Origin of the sequence: Rhizobium sp. ZK1 (assembly GCF_047782645.1) — a bacterium.
Taxonomy (GTDB): Bacteria; Pseudomonadota; Alphaproteobacteria; order Rhizobiales; family Rhizobiaceae; genus Rhizobium.
Map to the genome: position 1 here is coordinate 362,407 of NZ_CP180586.1, position 16,397 is coordinate 378,803.

At 59.7% G+C, this 16,397-nt stretch carries 13 protein-coding genes; 8 read left to right on the plus strand and 5 right to left on the minus strand.

Annotated features, from left to right (window positions below):
• Positions 1 to 54: 54 nt before the first annotated feature.
• Positions 55 to 2,583, plus strand: a complete 2,529-nt coding sequence (locus tag ACK9YZ_RS01895) for a methyl-accepting chemotaxis protein (protein ID WP_416065481.1) — start codon at positions 55 to 57, stop codon at positions 2,581 to 2,583.
• 257 nt (positions 2,584 to 2,840) lie between these two features.
• Entirely contained in the window at positions 2,841 to 4,682 is a 1,842-nt protein-coding gene (locus ACK9YZ_RS01900; protein WP_416065482.1) for a methyl-accepting chemotaxis protein, read from the plus strand.
• Here ACK9YZ_RS01900 and ACK9YZ_RS01905 read toward each other — a convergent pair.
• On the minus strand, positions 4,655 to 4,972 hold the full coding sequence (locus ACK9YZ_RS01905) for a hypothetical protein (RefSeq protein ID WP_416065483.1): 318 nt from the start codon (positions 4,970 to 4,972) through the stop codon (positions 4,655 to 4,657). The genes ACK9YZ_RS01900 and ACK9YZ_RS01905 overlap by 28 nt on opposite strands.
• Before the next feature lie 14 nt (positions 4,973 to 4,986).
• On the opposite strand from ACK9YZ_RS01905, the gene ACK9YZ_RS01910 reads away from it, so the two are divergent.
• Positions 4,987 to 5,856 carry a LysR family transcriptional regulator gene (locus ACK9YZ_RS01910; RefSeq protein ID WP_416065484.1) on the plus strand — a complete coding sequence of 290 codons (870 nt, stop codon included), beginning with the start codon at positions 4,987 to 4,989 and terminating at the stop codon, positions 5,854 to 5,856.
• Between the two features lie 11 nt (positions 5,857 to 5,867).
• On the opposite strand, the gene ACK9YZ_RS01915 is transcribed toward ACK9YZ_RS01910, so the two are convergent.
• The 3 genes from ACK9YZ_RS01915 to aceA form a co-directional block, all read right to left on the minus strand.
• Entirely contained in the window at positions 5,868 to 6,968 is a 1,101-nt protein-coding gene (locus ACK9YZ_RS01915) for a helix-turn-helix transcriptional regulator (RefSeq protein ID WP_416065485.1), read from the minus strand.
• A 106-nt stretch (positions 6,969 to 7,074) separates the two neighbouring features.
• Entirely contained in the window at positions 7,075 to 7,311 is a 237-nt protein-coding gene (locus ACK9YZ_RS01920; RefSeq protein ID WP_416065486.1) for a hypothetical protein, read from the minus strand.
• A 13-nt stretch (positions 7,312 to 7,324) separates the two neighbouring features.
• Entirely contained in the window at positions 7,325 to 8,614 is a 1,290-nt protein-coding gene (aceA, locus tag ACK9YZ_RS01925; protein ID WP_416065487.1) for an isocitrate lyase, read from the minus strand.
• A gap of 181 nt (positions 8,615 to 8,795) precedes the next feature.
• Between aceA and ACK9YZ_RS01930 the strand changes: the two genes are divergently transcribed.
• The 5 genes from ACK9YZ_RS01930 (at position 8,796) to ACK9YZ_RS01950 (ending at position 14,384) form a co-directional block, all read left to right on the plus strand.
• A complete protein-coding gene (locus ACK9YZ_RS01930) occupies positions 8,796 to 10,190 on the plus strand; it encodes a helix-turn-helix domain-containing protein (RefSeq protein WP_416065488.1) in 1,395 nt (464 codons plus the stop codon).
• Between the two features lie 127 nt (positions 10,191 to 10,317).
• Entirely contained in the window at positions 10,318 to 11,415 is a 1,098-nt protein-coding gene (locus ACK9YZ_RS01935) for a polyamine ABC transporter substrate-binding protein (protein WP_416065489.1), read from the plus strand.
• An 88-nt stretch (positions 11,416 to 11,503) separates the two neighbouring features.
• Positions 11,504 to 12,646 (plus strand): ABC transporter ATP-binding protein, encoded by a 1,143-nt coding sequence (locus ACK9YZ_RS01940; protein ID WP_416065490.1) that lies wholly within the window; start codon positions 11,504 to 11,506, stop codon positions 12,644 to 12,646.
• A 4-nt stretch (positions 12,647 to 12,650) separates the two neighbouring features.
• Complete coding sequence (locus ACK9YZ_RS01945; protein WP_216757078.1) at positions 12,651 to 13,562, plus strand: ABC transporter permease subunit; 912 nt, start codon at positions 12,651 to 12,653, stop codon at positions 13,560 to 13,562.
• A gap of 3 nt (positions 13,563 to 13,565) precedes the next feature.
• Positions 13,566 to 14,384: an ABC transporter permease gene (locus tag ACK9YZ_RS01950; RefSeq protein ID WP_416065491.1), complete on the plus strand. Its 819-nt coding sequence runs from the start codon at positions 13,566 to 13,568 to the stop codon at positions 14,382 to 14,384.
• Between the two features lie 18 nt (positions 14,385 to 14,402).
• Here ACK9YZ_RS01950 and ACK9YZ_RS01955 read toward each other — a convergent pair whose 3' ends face one another.
• A complete protein-coding gene (locus ACK9YZ_RS01955) occupies positions 14,403 to 16,301 on the minus strand; it encodes an AsmA-like C-terminal region-containing protein (protein ID WP_416065492.1) in 1,899 nt (632 codons plus the stop codon).
• Positions 16,302 to 16,397: the final 96 nt, after the last annotated feature.

Sequence of the window (16,397 nt, forward strand, 5' to 3'; positions counted from 1 at the left end):
TGGCGCCAGAAGGCTGCCGGCGGGAGGAGTGGTGTATGAAAGGCACGGCGCGCTATGTTCATTGACAAGATTCTTTCTCGTTTCAAGATCCAGACCAAGGTTCTGATTTTTGTCCTGCCATTCGTCATCACCATTTCCGCCGTTGGTCTGACCGGTCTTTATGCCTCCGGTCTGCTGCAGGGCCGGATGGAGATTTCCAACAGCGTTCTCCAGTCGCTGAGCGGGTTCAAGGATCTCTACGCGTCGATGGACGACTTCCTGCAGACGACCAACGAGCAGGCGCGCGATAAGCTCTACGCCGATATCAAGACCCAGGGGCAGACGCTGAACGCCACCATGGCACAGATCGGCGACAATGCCGGTCATGACAACCTGCAGGCTGCAATCGAGGGCACGAACGGCATTTCGGATACGGTCGGCAAGCTATGGACCCTGCACGAGCAGGAAGTGGCCCTCCGCAAGCAGATCGACGACGCCCAGAAAGTGATGATCACCAACCGCTTCAACGTCAGCTACGACGCCAAGCAGTTGGAAGAGAACGTCCGCACCGACGAAGGCAACGCGACGGCGACCCTGCGCGCAGCCGACCGTCTGCTGAAGGGTGGCGATACACTGGCAAATGCCATGAACGATTTCAGCAAGGCGCAGGCTCCGGCTGACAAGCTGAAGGTCGTGACCGATGCGCTTCCCGCGATCGTCAAGGCGCAGCGCATGATCGAAATCTCCGTGCCGCAGAACCAGAAGAGCATGACCCAGTCGATGGCGCAGACCGTCATCGATCTGAAGGCTCAGGCGGCAGCACCCGATGCCGGCACGGATGACGGCGTTGCCAATCTCGGCCGTCTCGTCTCCCGCTTCCGCCAGATGTCGACCTACACCCAGCTCACCGCCACGCAGATGATGCGTGAGGCAACGACGACTTTCGTGGAGCTCGACAGCCGTATCGCTCAGACCAACTCGGTGCTGGAGGATACGCGGCGGCTTGAAAGCTCCATCTATTCGCTGCAGCTCGTGCTTGCCGATTTCAATGCCAAGCCGAACAAGGAAAATCGCGTTCGCCTGAACCAGGAAATCGCCACGCTCAACACCATGCTGAACACCCTTCAGGCAAGTGCCAAGGGTATGAATTTCGCCGGTGACATTGTCGACGCGATCTCGCCGGCTCTCGTCTCGATGGATAAGGGTGCACAATCCCTCGTCGATGTGATCAATCAGCGCACGAGCGATTATGTCGCCGCGCGACAGCAACTCGACGGCGTCTGGCGCCAATTGACGAGCTTTGCGGAAGTGCAGAAGCAGACCGCCGGCACTGAGCGCGACCAGGCCAACAGCATCTCCGTCGGCACGACTGCGCTCGGCATCCTCGTGTCCATCGTCGGCGGCATCGCTCTGGTGCTGACGCTGCAGCGGCCGATCGCCCAGATCACCGCAGCCATGCGCCGTATCGCGGAAGGTGCGCTCGACACCAATATCTCCGGCGAGAAGCGTGCCGATGAAATCGGCGACATTGCCCGCGCGCTCGGCATCTTCAAGGAAAATGCCATCTCCAAGATCCGTATCGAGGAGCAGAGTGACGAAGAGCGTCAGGCGGCCGAGCATGAACGCCAGCGCAACGATGCTGAAAAGCGCGAGATGGACAGGCAGATCGAATATGCCGTCAACCAGCTTGCCGCCGGTCTTGAGCGCATGTCTCAGGGCGATATCTCGACGACGATCGATACGCCCTTCATCGGTCGCCTCGAACAGCTCCGTCAGGATTTCAACGGCTCGATGATGCGCCTGCAGGCCACGATGAGCCAGATCCGCGACAACGTCCAGATGATCCAGGGCAACGGCAACCAGATGGCCCAGTCCGCCGAGGATCTCTCCAAGCGCACCGAGCAGCAGGCTGCGTCGCTGGAAGAAACCGCCGCCGCCGTCGACCAGATCACCGTCACCGTCCGCTCGTCTGCCGAGCGCGCCAAGGATGCCGACCAGATCGTTCGTCAGGCCAAGCGCAGTGCCGATGACTCGGCTGTCGTCGTCAACAATGCGATCGACGCCATGGGCCGCATCGAGGATGCGTCGCGCCAGATCGAGCAGATCATCGGCGTCATCGACGAGATCGCCTTCCAGACCAACCTCCTGGCGCTCAATGCCGGCATCGAAGCCGCCCGTGCTGGTGAAGCCGGCAAGGGTTTTGCCGTCGTCGCCATGGAGGTCCGCGAGCTTGCCCAGCGCTCGGCCGCTGCCGCGCAGGAGATCAAGGGCCTCATCAACAAATCGACGAACGAGGTCAATTCCGGTTCGCAGTTCGTACAGGAAACCGGAACGGTTCTCGCCAAGATCAGCGCTCAGATCGTCACGATCAGCCAGCACGTCGAAATGATCGCCCGCGCCAGCCACGACCAGTCGAGCGCGCTGCAGGGGGTCAATTCCACCGTCAACCAGATGGACCAGATGACCCAGCAGAATGCTGCGATGGTAGAAGAGACCACTGCCGCAAGCCGCGAGCTGGCAAACGAGGCTGACGCGCTGCTGCATCTCGTGCAGCAGTTTAAGATCGACGGCGGCAGCGACATGCACATCTACCGCGCAGCCTGATTCCAGCCTTCCATCCGCAATGCAAATGGCCCCATTTTTCGGGGCCGTTTTTATTTGCCGATTAAAACATGCTGAGGTTGTGAAAAAGGAGACGGATTGAAATTTTTCCGCCTTGATGACGGATGATGCACGCATGAAGTCATACTAGATTTGAAAAAAGACAAGAAAAGAGGCAGCGCGAACCCTGTGTTAAGAGAAAATTTTCCCTAACGCAGTCTTATGAACGTCATAGAGGTTGTGTTCGCCAGAGGTTCCAGATGCGTTTCTTTTCGACATCCATTGTGCGGCAGATCGTTGCTATCACGCTGCTTCTGCTTGCGGTCAGCACCGCAGCGATTGTCGGCGTGACCTATTACAATCTCGGCAGCTATGTCATGGACAGCGCGGTATCCGACGCGAAGGATGCAAGCCGCTCGATGGCGGTTCTCTATGGCGCAAGCGATGCTGACGCCCGCATCGATCTGAAGGACAACGTTCTGTCCGGCGTCACCGAAGACAAGATCCCGGCCTTCGGCGACTATTCGCTTGTTGATCGCACGGCGCAATCGATCGCCGGCGTCGCCACCATCTTTGAAAAGCAGGGAGGCGATTACGTCCGCGTCTCCACCAATGTGAAGAAGGAAAATGGCGACCGTGCCGTCGGCACCAAGCTTGCCGCGGATCATCCCGCCCAGCCTGTGCTCGCACAGGGTAATGCCTATTACGGTCCGGCGGACCTGTTCAGCCGCAAGTTCATGACGGGTTATTTCCCGGTCAAGAATCCCTCGGGCGCCACAATCGGCATCCTCTTCATCGGCATACCCATGGAAGTCTATTACCAGCGTATGAACGAACTGCAGACGCTGGTTCTCAGTGTCGGCGCCGTGGTGATGCTGCTCGTCGGCGTGCTCGCTTTCTATGCGATCCGTCGTTCCGTCAGGCCGATGCAGGCGCTGACATCAAGCGTGCGTGCCATTTCGTCGGGCGATCTCGTCAGCGCCGTTCCCTGTGTCGAAAAGAAGAACGAATTCGGCGACATCGGCCGTGCCCTCGCTCTCTTCCGCGACAGCGCGGTAGCACGCCAGGAACTGGAAACGCAGGCCGCCGAACAGCGCGCCCTGAACGATGCCGAGCGCAGCCGCAACGATGCGGAGAAGCGCACGCTGGACGGCCAGATCGATTTTGCCGTCAATCAGCTTGCCGCCGGTCTCGGACGCCTGTCGCAGGGCGATGTCTCGCAGACCATCGAAACGCCTTTCGTCGGCCGGCTCGAACAACTCCGCATGGACTTCAACACCTCGCTGCTGCGCCTCCAGGATACGCTCACGCGCATTCGGGCGAGCGCTGCTTCTATTCAACGCAACAGCGGTTCGGTTTCGGCTTCGGCTGACGAGCTTTCCAAGCGCACTGAATCCCAGGCCGCGAGCCTTGAGGAAACGGCAGCCGCCGTCGAAGAGATCACCGTCACCGTCCGCTCCTCGGCTGAGCGCGCGCACGAGGCAAACAATGTCGTCGCCGCGACCAAACGGACGGCGGACAGTTCCGGTACTGTCGTCAATGATGCGGTTGCTGCCATGGGCCGCATTGAAGACGCCTCGCAACGGATCGAACAGATCATCGTCGTCATCGATGACATTGCCTTCCAGACCAACCTTCTGGCACTGAATGCCGGCGTCGAGGCAGCACGTGCCGGTGAGGCCGGTAAGGGCTTTGCGGTCGTCGCCCAGGAAGTGCGTGAGCTTGCCCAGCGCTCCGCAACCGCCGCCAAGGAAATCAAGGCGCTGATCGACCAGTCGACGCGCGAGGTCAATGCCGGTTCGGAGCTTGTACAGAAGACGGGCAGCGTGCTCGCCTCGATCAGCCATGAGATCATCGCGATCAGCGGTCATGTCGAAACCATCGCCACGGCAAGCCGTGACCAATCGGCCGCCCTCCAGGATGTCAACAGCTCCGTCAACGCCATGGACCAGATGACCCAGAAGAACGCCTCCATGGTTGCGGAAGCCACGCAGGCAAGCCGCCAGCTGGCGGAAGAGGCAGATATGCTGATGGCGCTCATCGAGCAGTTCCGCCTCGCCGAAGGCGCTGCCAGTCATGGCCGCGTGAGACAGGCGGCTTGATATTTGCATTCATTTTTGCCGGGCTGCACTTTCGTGTGCCCGGCGCCTCGATTTCTCGGCTCTGTTAGCCAGGCGGCAAATCGCACCAAGGGGCTGCTTGCGACCGTATTGTAAAACGCGTCTTCGTCTTTAATCTGGTCGCGTCTCGTTCGCTGCAGCAATCTTGCCCGCTGCATCCGGCCAGCAATGTCGGCGATCAGGAAACTTTCGATCATCGTGATGTCCTTTCGTTTGTGGACATCAATTGATCTACACATCAAAAAACGCTTCTTAAACAGGCGAAATCCCATTATGTTTTTCACTCATGAAAAACAGTAATTGGGATTCCTATCAACTTTTTCTGCAGGTCGCCCGCACTGGCGGCCTGACGGGCGCCAGCGCTACCACTGCTTTGAGCCCGGCTACGATCGGCCGGCGCATGCTTGATCTGGAGCAGGAACTCGGCCGCACGCTCTTTCACCGCAGCCAGACAGGCTACCGCCTGACATCAGATGGCCAGATCCTCGTCGATCATCTGCAGGAAATGGAGGCTGCCGCCCGCAAGGTCGACGCATGGCGGCAATCGTCCGAGGGTGGGGGCACCGTCAGGATCACGGCCGGCACATGGATCTCCTGGCTGTTGACGGAGAATTTTTCGGCAATCCGCATGCCGACGGACACGTTTGCCATTTCCCTTGTTATCGGCGAAGCGCGGGCGAACCTGAACTACCGGGAGAGCGATATTGGCATCCGCGCCTTCGAGCCGGAGGAAAGCAACCTCGCCGCCCGTCAGCTCGGCGAAGTCGCCTATGCCGTCTACATCAGACGCAATGCCAGCCAGGACGACACCAGATGGATCGCCGTCGGCGAAGAGGATGCGATCTCCGCCTACCTGCGCTGGCCATATCAGCATGCTCGAGCCGCGATCGTCGCGACGGTCAATCGCCCGCGCTCCCTGCCGGATCTGGTGCGCACGGGTGCGGGCAAGGCGGTGCTGCCTTGCTTCGTCGGTGATCTCGATCCCGAACTGGAACGGTGCGGTGGCGAACTGCCGGAGCTGCGTCACCGCCAATGGATCGTGATGAATGCGGAGGATCGCCATCGCCCCGAAATCCGCACGGTTGCCGACCGCATGACGAAACTCTTGAAAAGCTACACCGACCTCTTCGCCGGCAAGCGCGCCACTCGCGGATAGTCGGAAATGTTCTACGGCATCAGCCGCCGCACGAGCCCCACCTGGCTGTTCACTCCGAGCTTCGAATAGATGTTCTTGAGATGCGAGCGCGCCGTCTCGTAGCTCACATCGTTCGTCCGCGCGACTTCGCGCAGCGACAGTCCCGCCGCGATGCCGGCGGCGATCCGCATTTCCGCCGCCGTTAGCTGGTCGATACGCAGCAGGGCATCATTGAGATCGGGGCGCAACGGCAGGCTCGCCCGCTCAATGATCATCGCCACCGTCGGTCCCTCGAGAAATTCGGTGATGAAATCCGACTGCATTTTCACCAGCGTGCATTTGAAGCTGGTGTTCTTCATCCCAATCAGCGTGCTCGCCGGCGAAGCTGCCTGCAAGCGGTTGTGCAGCAGAGCAGACAGGCGGGAGGCGAGTTCTCCGTCATTGATCATGATCCGCCCGGTCGAGGTCGCACCGATCGCCTCGCCCTCGGCGATCATCCGCTCCGCCGCGCTGTTCATCGAGCGGATATTCTGATCCTCGCCGATATAGACGATACCAACGCCGATCGCATCGAAGAGTGCCAATCCGTTTTCATTGTTATGGGGGTCGCTGTGCTCGCGGCGGATGAAATCGAAGGCGCGGCGCAGATGCGGTGCGAGCTCGCTGAGCAACTCGGCATTGCTGCGGTTGAAATCCGGATCTGCGGACGAGGTCAGCGTCGAAAGATTAAAGGAGCGTCCGCGTTCCCGCATGATCGTCACGCCGACACTGCTTTCGCAGCCTATCCATCTGATGTAATCGTTGTAGAATTCCGTCTTCAAAAGCTGCTCGCGCGGCAGCATCTGATCAGCGATCACGCCAAGGCCGATCGGCCGGGTGGTGGCGCGCGGCATCCATGGATTGATGGCCGCGTAATAGCGGTTATAGGCCTCGGTTTCCGCGTTTTCGAGACCTGAGGACAGCGAGAGCCCGCCTGTTTTCGCGACGGCATCGTGGAAAAACAGCGTGGATTTGGCGTCCGGCATCGTCGCTGCCAGCGCATCGAGAAAGGCTTGCCACGACGTCTCGCCAAAAAGCGCGCCGTAGATCAGATCGGTCAGAACTTCGAGTTTTGCGTGCGGCGAACCGGGCATATGCAGTTCCGTTCGAAGAGATGCTCAATTATGCCGCGACTCCGCTGTGGTGACAATTGCGTCAAATAGCGTAGGTCCAGCGGCTTGTGCCGCCGGACCTACGGTGTCAGTTCCTGTTGGCGACGATCACGGGTATCAGCAGATCGCCCCAGTTTCCGTCACCACCGTGATGCCGGGCAGAGCGCACCAGCTCGACCGAAACACCGGCTTCGACCGCCGTCATCACCGACTGGTTCAGCCTGTGCAGGTCGTTGGCGAGCATGCGGATCACCGTCTGTTGATTGTCCGTCATGCTGCTTGCCTGTTCTTCCGTCCGTTCACGGACGCGTGCAATGGATGCCATATCGTTTCCTCCTCTATTCGGCAGCCGGTTTGAACTGCGCATGTTCGGTCGATTCCCCCATGGCCGTGGTCGAAGCCCGGCCGCCGGTGATTGCCAGCGACACGGCGTCGAAATAGCCCGTGCCGACTTCACGCTGATGCTTGGTTGCGGTATAGCCGCGCGCCTCGGCGGAGAATTCCGCCTGCTGCAGCTCGCAATAGGCTTCCATCTGCCGCTCGCGATAGCCGCTGGCCAGTTCATACATGCCGTAATTCAGCTGGTGGAAACCGGCGAGCGTGATGAATTGAAACTTGTAGCCCATGGCACCGAGTTCGCGCTGGAACTTGGCGATGGTCGCATCGTCGAGGTTTTTCTTCCAGTTGAAGGACGGCGAGCAATTATAGGCGAGCAGCTTGCCGGGATGCACCTTGTGTACGCCTTCGGCAAAGCGGCGCGCCTGCTCCAGATCCGGCTTCGACGTTTCGCACCAGATGAGGTCGCAATGCGGCGCGTAGGCAACGGCGCGTGCGATACAGGGCTCCAGCCCATTGCGTACCTGATAGAAGCCCTCGACCGTCCGCCCGGCATCATAGTCGACGAAAGGCTGGTCACGTTCGTCGATATCGGATGTCAGGAGCTTCGCCGCCTCGGCATCCGTGCGGGCAATCACGAGTGTTGCAACGCCCATGACATCGGCCGCAAGCCGTGCGGCATCGAGGTTGCGGATATGGGCTGCGGTCGGGATCAGGACCTTGCCGCCGAGATGGCCGCATTTCTTCTCGGACGCCAGTTGATCCTCGAAGTGAACGCCGGCTGCCCCCGCTTCAATATAGGCCTTCATGATCTCGAAAGCGTTGAGCGGACCGCCGAAGCCGGCCTCGGCATCGGCGACGATGGGCGCGAACCAGGTCGCGACCGAAAGCCCGTTGCCTTCAGCCGTCTCGATCTGATCAGCGCGCTGCAGCGTGCGGTTGATGCGCTTTGCAAGCTCCGGCCCGGCATCGGCCGGATAGAGCGATTGGTCCGGATACATTGATGACGCCGTGTTGGCGTCGGCAGCGACCTGCCAGCCGGAGAGATAGATCGCCTTCAGCCCGGCGCGCACCATCTGCATGGCCTGGTTGCCCGAGAGCGCGCCGAGCGCGTTGACGAAATTCTCCTCATGCAGAAGCTGCCAGAGGCGCTGAGCTCCCATCTCTGCCAGTGTGTGGCGTAGCGTCACCGAGCCGCGCAGCCGTTCGACATCATCAGCGGAATAGGGCCGCTCGATGCCGTCGAAACGGTTAGACGGTGCATTGCGGATGAGTTTGTCAAAATCTGTCATGTCAATCTCCTCATTGCTTTCCCAACGCTTGAGCGCTGATGACAGGATTTACAAAATCGGACGATTTATCCAGGAAAACCTTTGATTTAAGGCGAAGAAAGAGGTTAGGATGAGGAGAATTTACAGGCTATGTCTGTAATTTTGTAAAGGCTTGTCAATCGCATGGTGTAAAGGATGTGACATGGTGGAACGGAAGATATTTGCGGGGCCGAAAGTCCGGCGCATCCGCAATGCGCTGGCACTGACGCAGACCGCCATGGCCGAGGCGCTGGAAATTTCCCCCTCCTACCTGAACCTCATCGAACGCAACCAGCGCCCGTTGACAGTACAGTTGCTGCTGAAGCTCTCAGCCGTTTACCGTATCGACCTGGAGGAGTTGCAGGGCGAAACCGCCGGCGGCCTTGGCCAGTTGAAGGAGGTGTTTGCCGATCCGTTGCTGTCAGGTGAGCTGCCGGGCGATCAGGAGCTTGTCGAAGTGGCCGATGCCGCGCCAAATGCGGCAAGCGGCATGATCAAGCTCTATCGCGCCTATCGCGAACAGGCCGCCCGGCTTTCCGATCTGACGGCCCTGATGGTCGGGGAGGGGGGTGCACCTGTCGCTCCCGGCCGCTTGCCTCTGGACGAGGTTAGGGAGGTGCTGGAGCGCCGCTCCGCCTATTTCGCGGATATCGAGGCGGCGGCGGAAAGCTTCACCAACGGACTTGTCGCGGGAGCCAGTCTGAAGGATTGGCTGAAAAGCGAGCGCGGCATCAGTGTCCGCGTCCTGCCCGTTCATGTCATGCCGGATCTGCGTCGTCGTTTCGATCGCCACTCGATGCGTCTTTTCCTCTCCGAACGGCTTTCGGCGACCGATCAGGAGCAGGAAATCGCGATCGAGGTGGCAAGGCTCGCTCTGCGCCAGCAGATCGAAGCCGAACTCGAGGATCTGCCGCTGTCATCCGACGAGGCGCGGCGCATTGCCCGTTTCGAGCTGACGCGCAATGCCGCTCTGGCCTTGACGATGCCCTATGGCGCCTTTCTTCTGGCGGCGCAAAACACCCGCTATGATATCGATCTGATCCGCGCCCGTTTCAGCGTGTCCTTCGCGCAGGCTGCGGCGCGCCTCGTCATGCTGCAGCGTGCCGGTGCCGGCGGCATTCCATTTTTCCTCGTGGAGATCGATGCGGCAGGCCATGTCATCCGCAGGGCTGGAGCGCAGGGTTTTCCGCAGGCGCGCTTCGGCGGCAACTGTCCGAAGCTCAATATTCACGCGGCCTTTCTGGAGCCGGGCAGGATATTGTCCGAGACGGTCGCCATGCCTGACGGTTCAACCTTTCTGACGGTGGCGCGCACGCTTGAAGGGCCAGTTGTGGAATTCGGCGAACGGGTGCGGCGCACGGCATTGCTGCTCGGCTGCGATGCCGCCCTGCGCGACAGTCTGGTCTACGGCCGAAGCGATGCTTCGCCGATCATGGTCGGCCCCGCCTGCCGCCTCTGCGAGAGGCGTGGTTGCCTTTCGCGCGCCGAGCCGCCGCTCACCCGTCCGCTCGCTTTGGACGAGACTTCTGCCGGCCTTGGAGCCTTCGATTTTCAGTGATTGTGAAATCATTGACACTGCAGGATTTTGCGCTTGTAGGCGCTGAAAATCCTTCTTAGTCTGCGACGTAACCAGAGGGAAGAAGAGGCGTGCGGGCGCGCGATGCCTTTAAAAAACAGGAGATATCATGAGGTCAAGAATAGCCAATCTGACGGCGGTTGCCGTTGTTGCTCTCCTTGCCGCCGCGCCGGCTTTCGCCCAGGAGCGCGTCGTCAACGTCTACAACTGGTCCGATTATATCGACAACTCGATCCTTGAGGACTTCACCAAGGAAACCGGCATCAAGGTTGTGTACGACACGTTCGATTCCAACGAAACCGTAGAAACCAAGCTGCTTGCCGGTGGCACCGGTTATGACGTCGTCGTTCCGACCGCCGACTTCCTGCAGCGCCAGATCCAAGCCGGCGTCTTCCAGAAGCTCGACAAGTCCAAGCTGCCGAACCTTTCCAATATGTGGGACGTGATTCAGCAGCGCACCGGCGAATATGATCCGGGCAATGAATATGCTGTCGACTACATGTGGGGTACCGACGGTATCGGCTACAATGTCAAGAAGGTCGCCGAAATCCTCGGTCCCGATGTCAAGCCCGGCCTCGAAGTGATCTTCGATCCGAAGGTGGCCGAAAAGTTCAAGGACTGCGGCATCTACGTGCTCGACACGCCGAAGGATGTAATGACGACGGCGCTGCGTTATCTCGGCCTCGACCCGAACTCCACCAAGCCGGAGGATTTCAAGAAGGTTGAGGATCTTCTGACGGCCGTTCGTCCCTATATCCGCAAGTTTCACTCGTCCGAATATATCAACGCCCTTGCCAATGGCGATATTTGCATCGCCTTTGGTTATTCCGGCGACATGCTTCAGGCCCGCGATCGTGCAGCCGAAGCCAAAAACGGCGTCGAGGTGAACTATTCGATCCCGACACAGGGTGCGCAGATGTGGTTCGACATGATGGCGATCCCTGCCGATTCCAAGCATGTGGCCGAAGCACATGAATTCCTGAATTACATGATGAAGCCGGAAGTCATCGCCAAGGCGAGCGATTTCACATTCTATGCCAACGGCAACAAGGCCTCGCAGCAATTCGTCAGCAAGGACGTGCTGGAGGATCCGGCCATCTATCCGACGGATGAGGTGATGAAGGGTCTTTTCACGGTGCGGCCGTGGGATCCGAAGACCCAGCGCACGGCGACGCGAATCTGGACCAAGGTCGTCACTGGCCAGTAAGTCGATACCAGGCCCGGACGGAAACGTCCGGGCCTTTCAATTCCCGGCCCGGGTGGAGGCCGGCTGAAACCTGTATTCGGGGAATAATATGAAGTCTCTCGGCAATATCCGCCGCGCTTTTGCGCCTTGGACCGATCCGTCTGCAAAACCCTTTATCGCTTTCAAGAATGTCACCAAGCGCTTCGGTGATTTTACCGCCGTCAACGATCTGTCGTTGAATATCTATCATCGCGAATTCTTCGCACTGCTCGGCGCGTCCGGCTGCGGCAAGTCCACGCTGTTGCGCATGCTCGCCGGATTCGAACAGCCGACGGCGGGCGAGATCGTTCTCGACGGCACCGACCTCGCCGGTACGCCGCCCTACAAGCGGCCTGTCAACATGATGTTCCAGTCCTACGCTCTTTTCCCGCATATGACGGTCGAGAAGAACATTGCCTTCGGCCTGAGGCAGGACGGCATGCAGAAGGACGAGATCACTGAACGCGTGTCGCAGATGCTGAAACTCGTGAAACTCGAGCAATTCGCCTCCCGCAAGCCGAACCAGCTCTCGGGCGGTCAGCGCCAGCGCGTGGCGCTCGCACGCTCGCTCGCCAAGCGCCCGAAAGTGCTGCTGCTCGACGAACCGCTCGGTGCGCTCGACAAGAAACTGCGCGAGGAAACCCAGTTCGAACTGATGGACCTGCAGCAGAACCTTGGCCTCACCTTTGTCGTCGTCACGCACGACCAGGAAGAGGCGATGACCATGGCCGATCGTATCGCCGTCATGAGCCATGGCAAGGTGGTGCAGGTGGCAACGCCTGCCGAGATCTATGAGGCGCCGAATTCACGCTTCGTGGCCGATTTCATCGGCGACGTGAACATCTTCGACGGCAAGGCGACAAGCACAGGAAGCGGCGCACTTGAGATATCAGTCGAAAGCGGCTTCTCGATCCGCATCGCCACCACCGAGGCGCTTGCTGTCGGCGACACGGTCGGCTTTGCCATTCGCCCGGAAAAGATCCGCGTCACGCGCGCAGCACCAGCCAATGCCTCGTTCAATGCTGCCAAAGGCGAGATCTGGGATATCGGCTATCTCGGCGACATGACCGTCTTCCATATCAAGCTGCCGAGCGGCAAATTCGTCAGAGCTTCCTCTCTTAACGCACAGCGTTCCGTCGACGACCCCTTCACCTATGATCAGGAAGTCTGGGTCTCTTTCGACGAGGATGCCGGCGTGCTGCTGAAGGATTGAGCCGATGGAAACATTTGCCTCACGCTTCTACAGCCGTCTTGTCATCATCATTCCCTATGCTTGGCTGCTGCTCTTTTTCCTGGCGCCGTTCTTCATCGTCTTTCGGATTTCGCTGTCGACGACGGCGATCGCCATACCGCCTTACGAGCCGGTGTTTTCACTTGCCGATGGCTGGAGCGGTTTCTGGAGCAAAGTGGCGACCTTCTCCTTCGATAATTACGGCTATCTGACGGACGATCCGCTTTACTTCAACGCCTATCTGTCGAGCGTCATCATTGCTGGGATTTCCACTTTCCTGATGCTGTTGATCGCCTATCCGATCGCCTACGGCATGGCGCAGGCGCCGCGTACTATCAGACCAACGCTGCTGATGCTCGTCATCCTGCCCTTCTGGACAAGCTTCCTGATCCGCGTCTATTCCTGGATCGCAATCCTGAAGCCGGAGGGATTGCTCAATCAGCTTCTCCTGTCGCTACACATCATCGATAGCCCGCTGATCATCCTCAACACCAATACGGCCGTCTATATCGGCATCGTCTATTCCTATCTGCCCTTCATGGTGCTGCCGCTCTATTCGGCTCTCGAAAAGATGGATGGCACGCTGATCGAGGCGGCGCAGGACCTCGGCTGCACGCCGATCCGGGCCTTCTGGCGCGTCACTTTCCCACTATCGATCCCCGGTGTGATTGCCGGCTGCATGCTGGTCTTCATCCCGGCTGTCGGTGAGTTCGTCATCCCTGATCTTCTCGGCGGCTCGCAGACGCTGATGATCGGTAAGACACTCTGGAGCGAATTCAATTCCAACCGCGACTGGCCGGTCTCTTCGGCCGTAGCAACGATCCTGCTGCTGATCCTGGTGATCCCGATAGTCTTCTTCCAGAACGCGCAGGCCAAAGCCGAAGAGCGGGGGAGATAAGTCATGCTGAGGTGGACCCGCTTCAATATCATCTCCGTGGCGCTCGGCTTTGCCTTCCTCTACCTGCCGATCGTGCTTCTTGTCGTCTTCTCGTTCAATGAGTCGAAGCTCGTCACCGTCTGGGGTGGCTTCTCTACCAAATGGTATGTCTCGCTGCTCTCAAACCAAGCTTTGCTCGATGCCGCATGGGTGACGATCCGTGTCGGTCTGCTATCGGCCACGTTCGCGACCGTCCTCGGCACGATGGCGGCGCTGACGCTGGTGCGCTACACGCGCTTCCGGGGCCGCATGCTTTTCTCAGGAATGGTCTATGCGCCGCTTGTCATGCCCGAAGTCATCACCGGCCTGTCGCTGTTGCTCCTCTTTGTGGCAATCGGCCTTGACCGCGGCTTCTGGACCATCACGCTGGCGCACACCACGCTGACCATGTGCTTCGTTGCCGTCGTCGTGCAGTCACGGCTTCTGAGCTTCGACCAGTCGATCGAGGAAGCTGCTCAGGATCTCGGCGCCCCACCGGTCAGGACCTTCTTCGAGGTGACGCTGCCGATCATCTCGCCGGCCGTCTTTTCCGGCTGGGTCCTGGCCTTCACCTTATCGCTCGATGACCTTGTGATCGCGAGCTTCACATCGGGACCGGGCGCAACCACGCTGCCGATGAAGATCTACAGCCAGGTGCGTCTTGGCGTCACGCCCGAAATCAACGCGGTCTGCACCATCCTGATTGCAATCGTGGCGATAGGCGTCATCTGCGCATCTGTCGTCACCAAGCGCCGCGAAGTGCAGCGCGAGCGCGATGAGAGGGCTGCGGCCGCGACCGCATAGAACTGAGCGGGAAAGGTTTTAAGGCTGGAGTTTCGTCGGCGCGTTGAGCAGCGGCACCGGCGAAATGACCGGGTTCGGCCATGAACCGCCGATGAAGAAGGGCAGGAGCGGCAGATCGACCGCTCTTGCCGGATCGGTCGCTTCCAGCGAGCCGGAGAGCGCAAGTCCGTTCGACTGATAGGTGATGACGCCTGACAGCGTCAGTGTCTGGTCGGAGCCGGCAAATCGCGCATCGTGGATTTCCGCAGTACCATTGGCAAAATCGGCTTGAAGATCGAGCTTGCTGAAGGCGAAGGATCCGTTTGCGGCGGCACTTAGCGGGAAGAACGGCTTCTGCGCTGCCTGCGTGCGAAGTGCGTAGATATCGACGCCGGGAAGGGAGCCGGCTGTCGTCCAGAATCTGAGCTTGCCGGTCACATCGGCAAGTCCCGTCGTCCAGATCGCTTTCGGCGTTTCCAGCGAAAGATCGAGTGAGCCGCTCGCATGCGGCAGCGGTCCCTTGAGCTGCAGCTTTTCGGCAAGTGCATTGAAATCCGCATCACGGATCGAAAGCTGCAATTTGCCGCCACCATCGAAATCGCGGCGGGTCGCCTCCAGATGGGCAGTCATTTCGCCGCCCTCGAACTGGCTGTCGCCGATATCGAACTTCGCTTCCTCGCCGGCGACGATCACGCTGGCGCCGACATCCGCAAGCGAGAAGATACCCATCTGCGCCTGTCGCGCGGAAAGCCGCACATCGAGATCGAGAAGTTGCAGCGGTCCGAGAGGGCTCGGTAGCAGCATGTCGCCCAGGCCGCCGGCGGCAAGCCTGAGCGCAAAGGCATCGAGGAACGGCTTGAGGTTCATCTGGTCGAAGGCAAGCGTCCCGCCGATCTTCGGCCGCTTGCCGGGTGCGACGGTGAAATCCATCACACCGGTGGCGCTCGCATCGTTCAGCGTCATGCTGACGTTGTTGAAGCGGAAGCCGTTTGATACCGACGACACATCCGAGGTCATCGAGGCACTCTTCAGCGACTCGATCCCCGGGATCGATCTGCCGGACCATTTCAGAAGGGCCGGCACATCCGGAAAGCTGGCGTTGATATTGCCTGAGACCGAGGAAAGGCTCACCATGCTGCCGACACCCTGAAAACGCGCGGTCATCAGATTGGAAGCGATCGAGGCCTTCATCTCGGCATTCCTGCCGGCGAAGACGAGCAGTGGTGCGGCCGAGGCAAAATCGACCTTCAGGTCCTCACCGTTGAAACGGGCGATGAGGACAGCCGAAATTGGTCTCGACAGCTTCGGCCAGGTGATGTCGGCTGCGACGCTGTCGAAGTGGTAGATATTGCCCGTCCGTGTATCGGTCAGGGTCAGCGTGCCGTCTTCGACCGTCACGGCGCCGATATCGGCGTCGAACTTCGGAGCAAGAATCTCGGTGCCGTTGCTGTCCTGCACACCTGCGATGGCCCGCGCCAGAAGGCCGGCATAGCTCCAGTCGATCAGGCCGTTCTCATCGCGCGTCAGCGAGAGGCTGGGCCGCAGCAGGTGAAATTCGTGGAAGCGAGTGCGGCCGCGCAGCGCATCGATCAGGCTGAAATCGGCTGAAAGGCTCTCGATGCGGCCGAGCAGTTTGTCGCCGCTTCCGCGCGGCTGGCGAATGGTGACGTCGTTGAGCGTGATACGCGGTGTCGGCCAGAATTCGAGGACCGGATTACCCTTGATCTCGGCGTGATAGCCTGTCCACTTCGACAGGGCATCCTCCATGCCGGAGCGCACGAAGCCGGTTGAGATGAGATAGGGGGCGGCGAGCCTGAGCGAGAGGAAGAAGGCAAGCCCGATCAGCAGCACGATAGTGGAGATACGGGCAAATGCCGGCAGCCAGCGCGAGACGGGGCCGATCCTTTTTCGCCATCTGCCTTGTCTTGACGTACCCATGAGCTCCGCCGGAACTTCAGCCGGTTACCCGTTATTTTCTGATTTTGCCGGATATATGAAATACCGGGCATATGCAAATCCCACGCGTGGCGGATC

Excerpts from the sequence above, each read along its gene's own strand:
- ACK9YZ_RS01905 (WP_416065483.1), bottom strand. The coding sequence starts at position 4,972 with ATGGGATTTCGCCTGTTTAAGAAGCGTTTTTTGATGTGTAGATCAATT.
- ACK9YZ_RS01915 (WP_416065485.1), bottom strand. The coding sequence starts at position 6,968 with ATGCCCGGTTCGCCGCACGCAAAACTCGAAGTTCTGACCGATCTGATC.
- ACK9YZ_RS01935 (WP_416065489.1), top strand. The coding sequence starts at position 10,318 with ATGAGGTCAAGAATAGCCAATCTGACGGCGGTTGCCGTTGTTGCTCTC.
- ACK9YZ_RS01940 (WP_416065490.1), top strand. The coding sequence starts at position 11,504 with ATGAAGTCTCTCGGCAATATCCGCCGCGCTTTTGCGCCTTGGACCGAT.
- ACK9YZ_RS01895 (WP_416065481.1), top strand. The coding sequence starts at position 55 with ATGTTCATTGACAAGATTCTTTCTCGTTTCAAGATCCAGACCAAGGTT.
- ACK9YZ_RS01950 (WP_416065491.1), top strand. The coding sequence starts at position 13,566 with ATGCTGAGGTGGACCCGCTTCAATATCATCTCCGTGGCGCTCGGCTTT.
- ACK9YZ_RS01910 (WP_416065484.1), top strand. The coding sequence starts at position 4,987 with ATGAAAAACAGTAATTGGGATTCCTATCAACTTTTTCTGCAGGTCGCC.
- ACK9YZ_RS01920 (WP_416065486.1), bottom strand. The coding sequence starts at position 7,311 with ATGGCATCCATTGCACGCGTCCGTGAACGGACGGAAGAACAGGCAAGC.
- ACK9YZ_RS01930 (WP_416065488.1), top strand. The coding sequence starts at position 8,796 with ATGGTGGAACGGAAGATATTTGCGGGGCCGAAAGTCCGGCGCATCCGC.
- ACK9YZ_RS01955 (WP_416065492.1), bottom strand. The coding sequence starts at position 16,301 with ATGGGTACGTCAAGACAAGGCAGATGGCGAAAAAGGATCGGCCCCGTC.
- ACK9YZ_RS01900 (WP_416065482.1), top strand. The coding sequence starts at position 2,841 with ATGCGTTTCTTTTCGACATCCATTGTGCGGCAGATCGTTGCTATCACG.
- aceA (WP_416065487.1), bottom strand. The coding sequence starts at position 8,614 with ATGACAGATTTTGACAAACTCATCCGCAATGCACCGTCTAACCGTTTC.
- ACK9YZ_RS01945 (WP_216757078.1), top strand. The coding sequence starts at position 12,651 with ATGGAAACATTTGCCTCACGCTTCTACAGCCGTCTTGTCATCATCATT.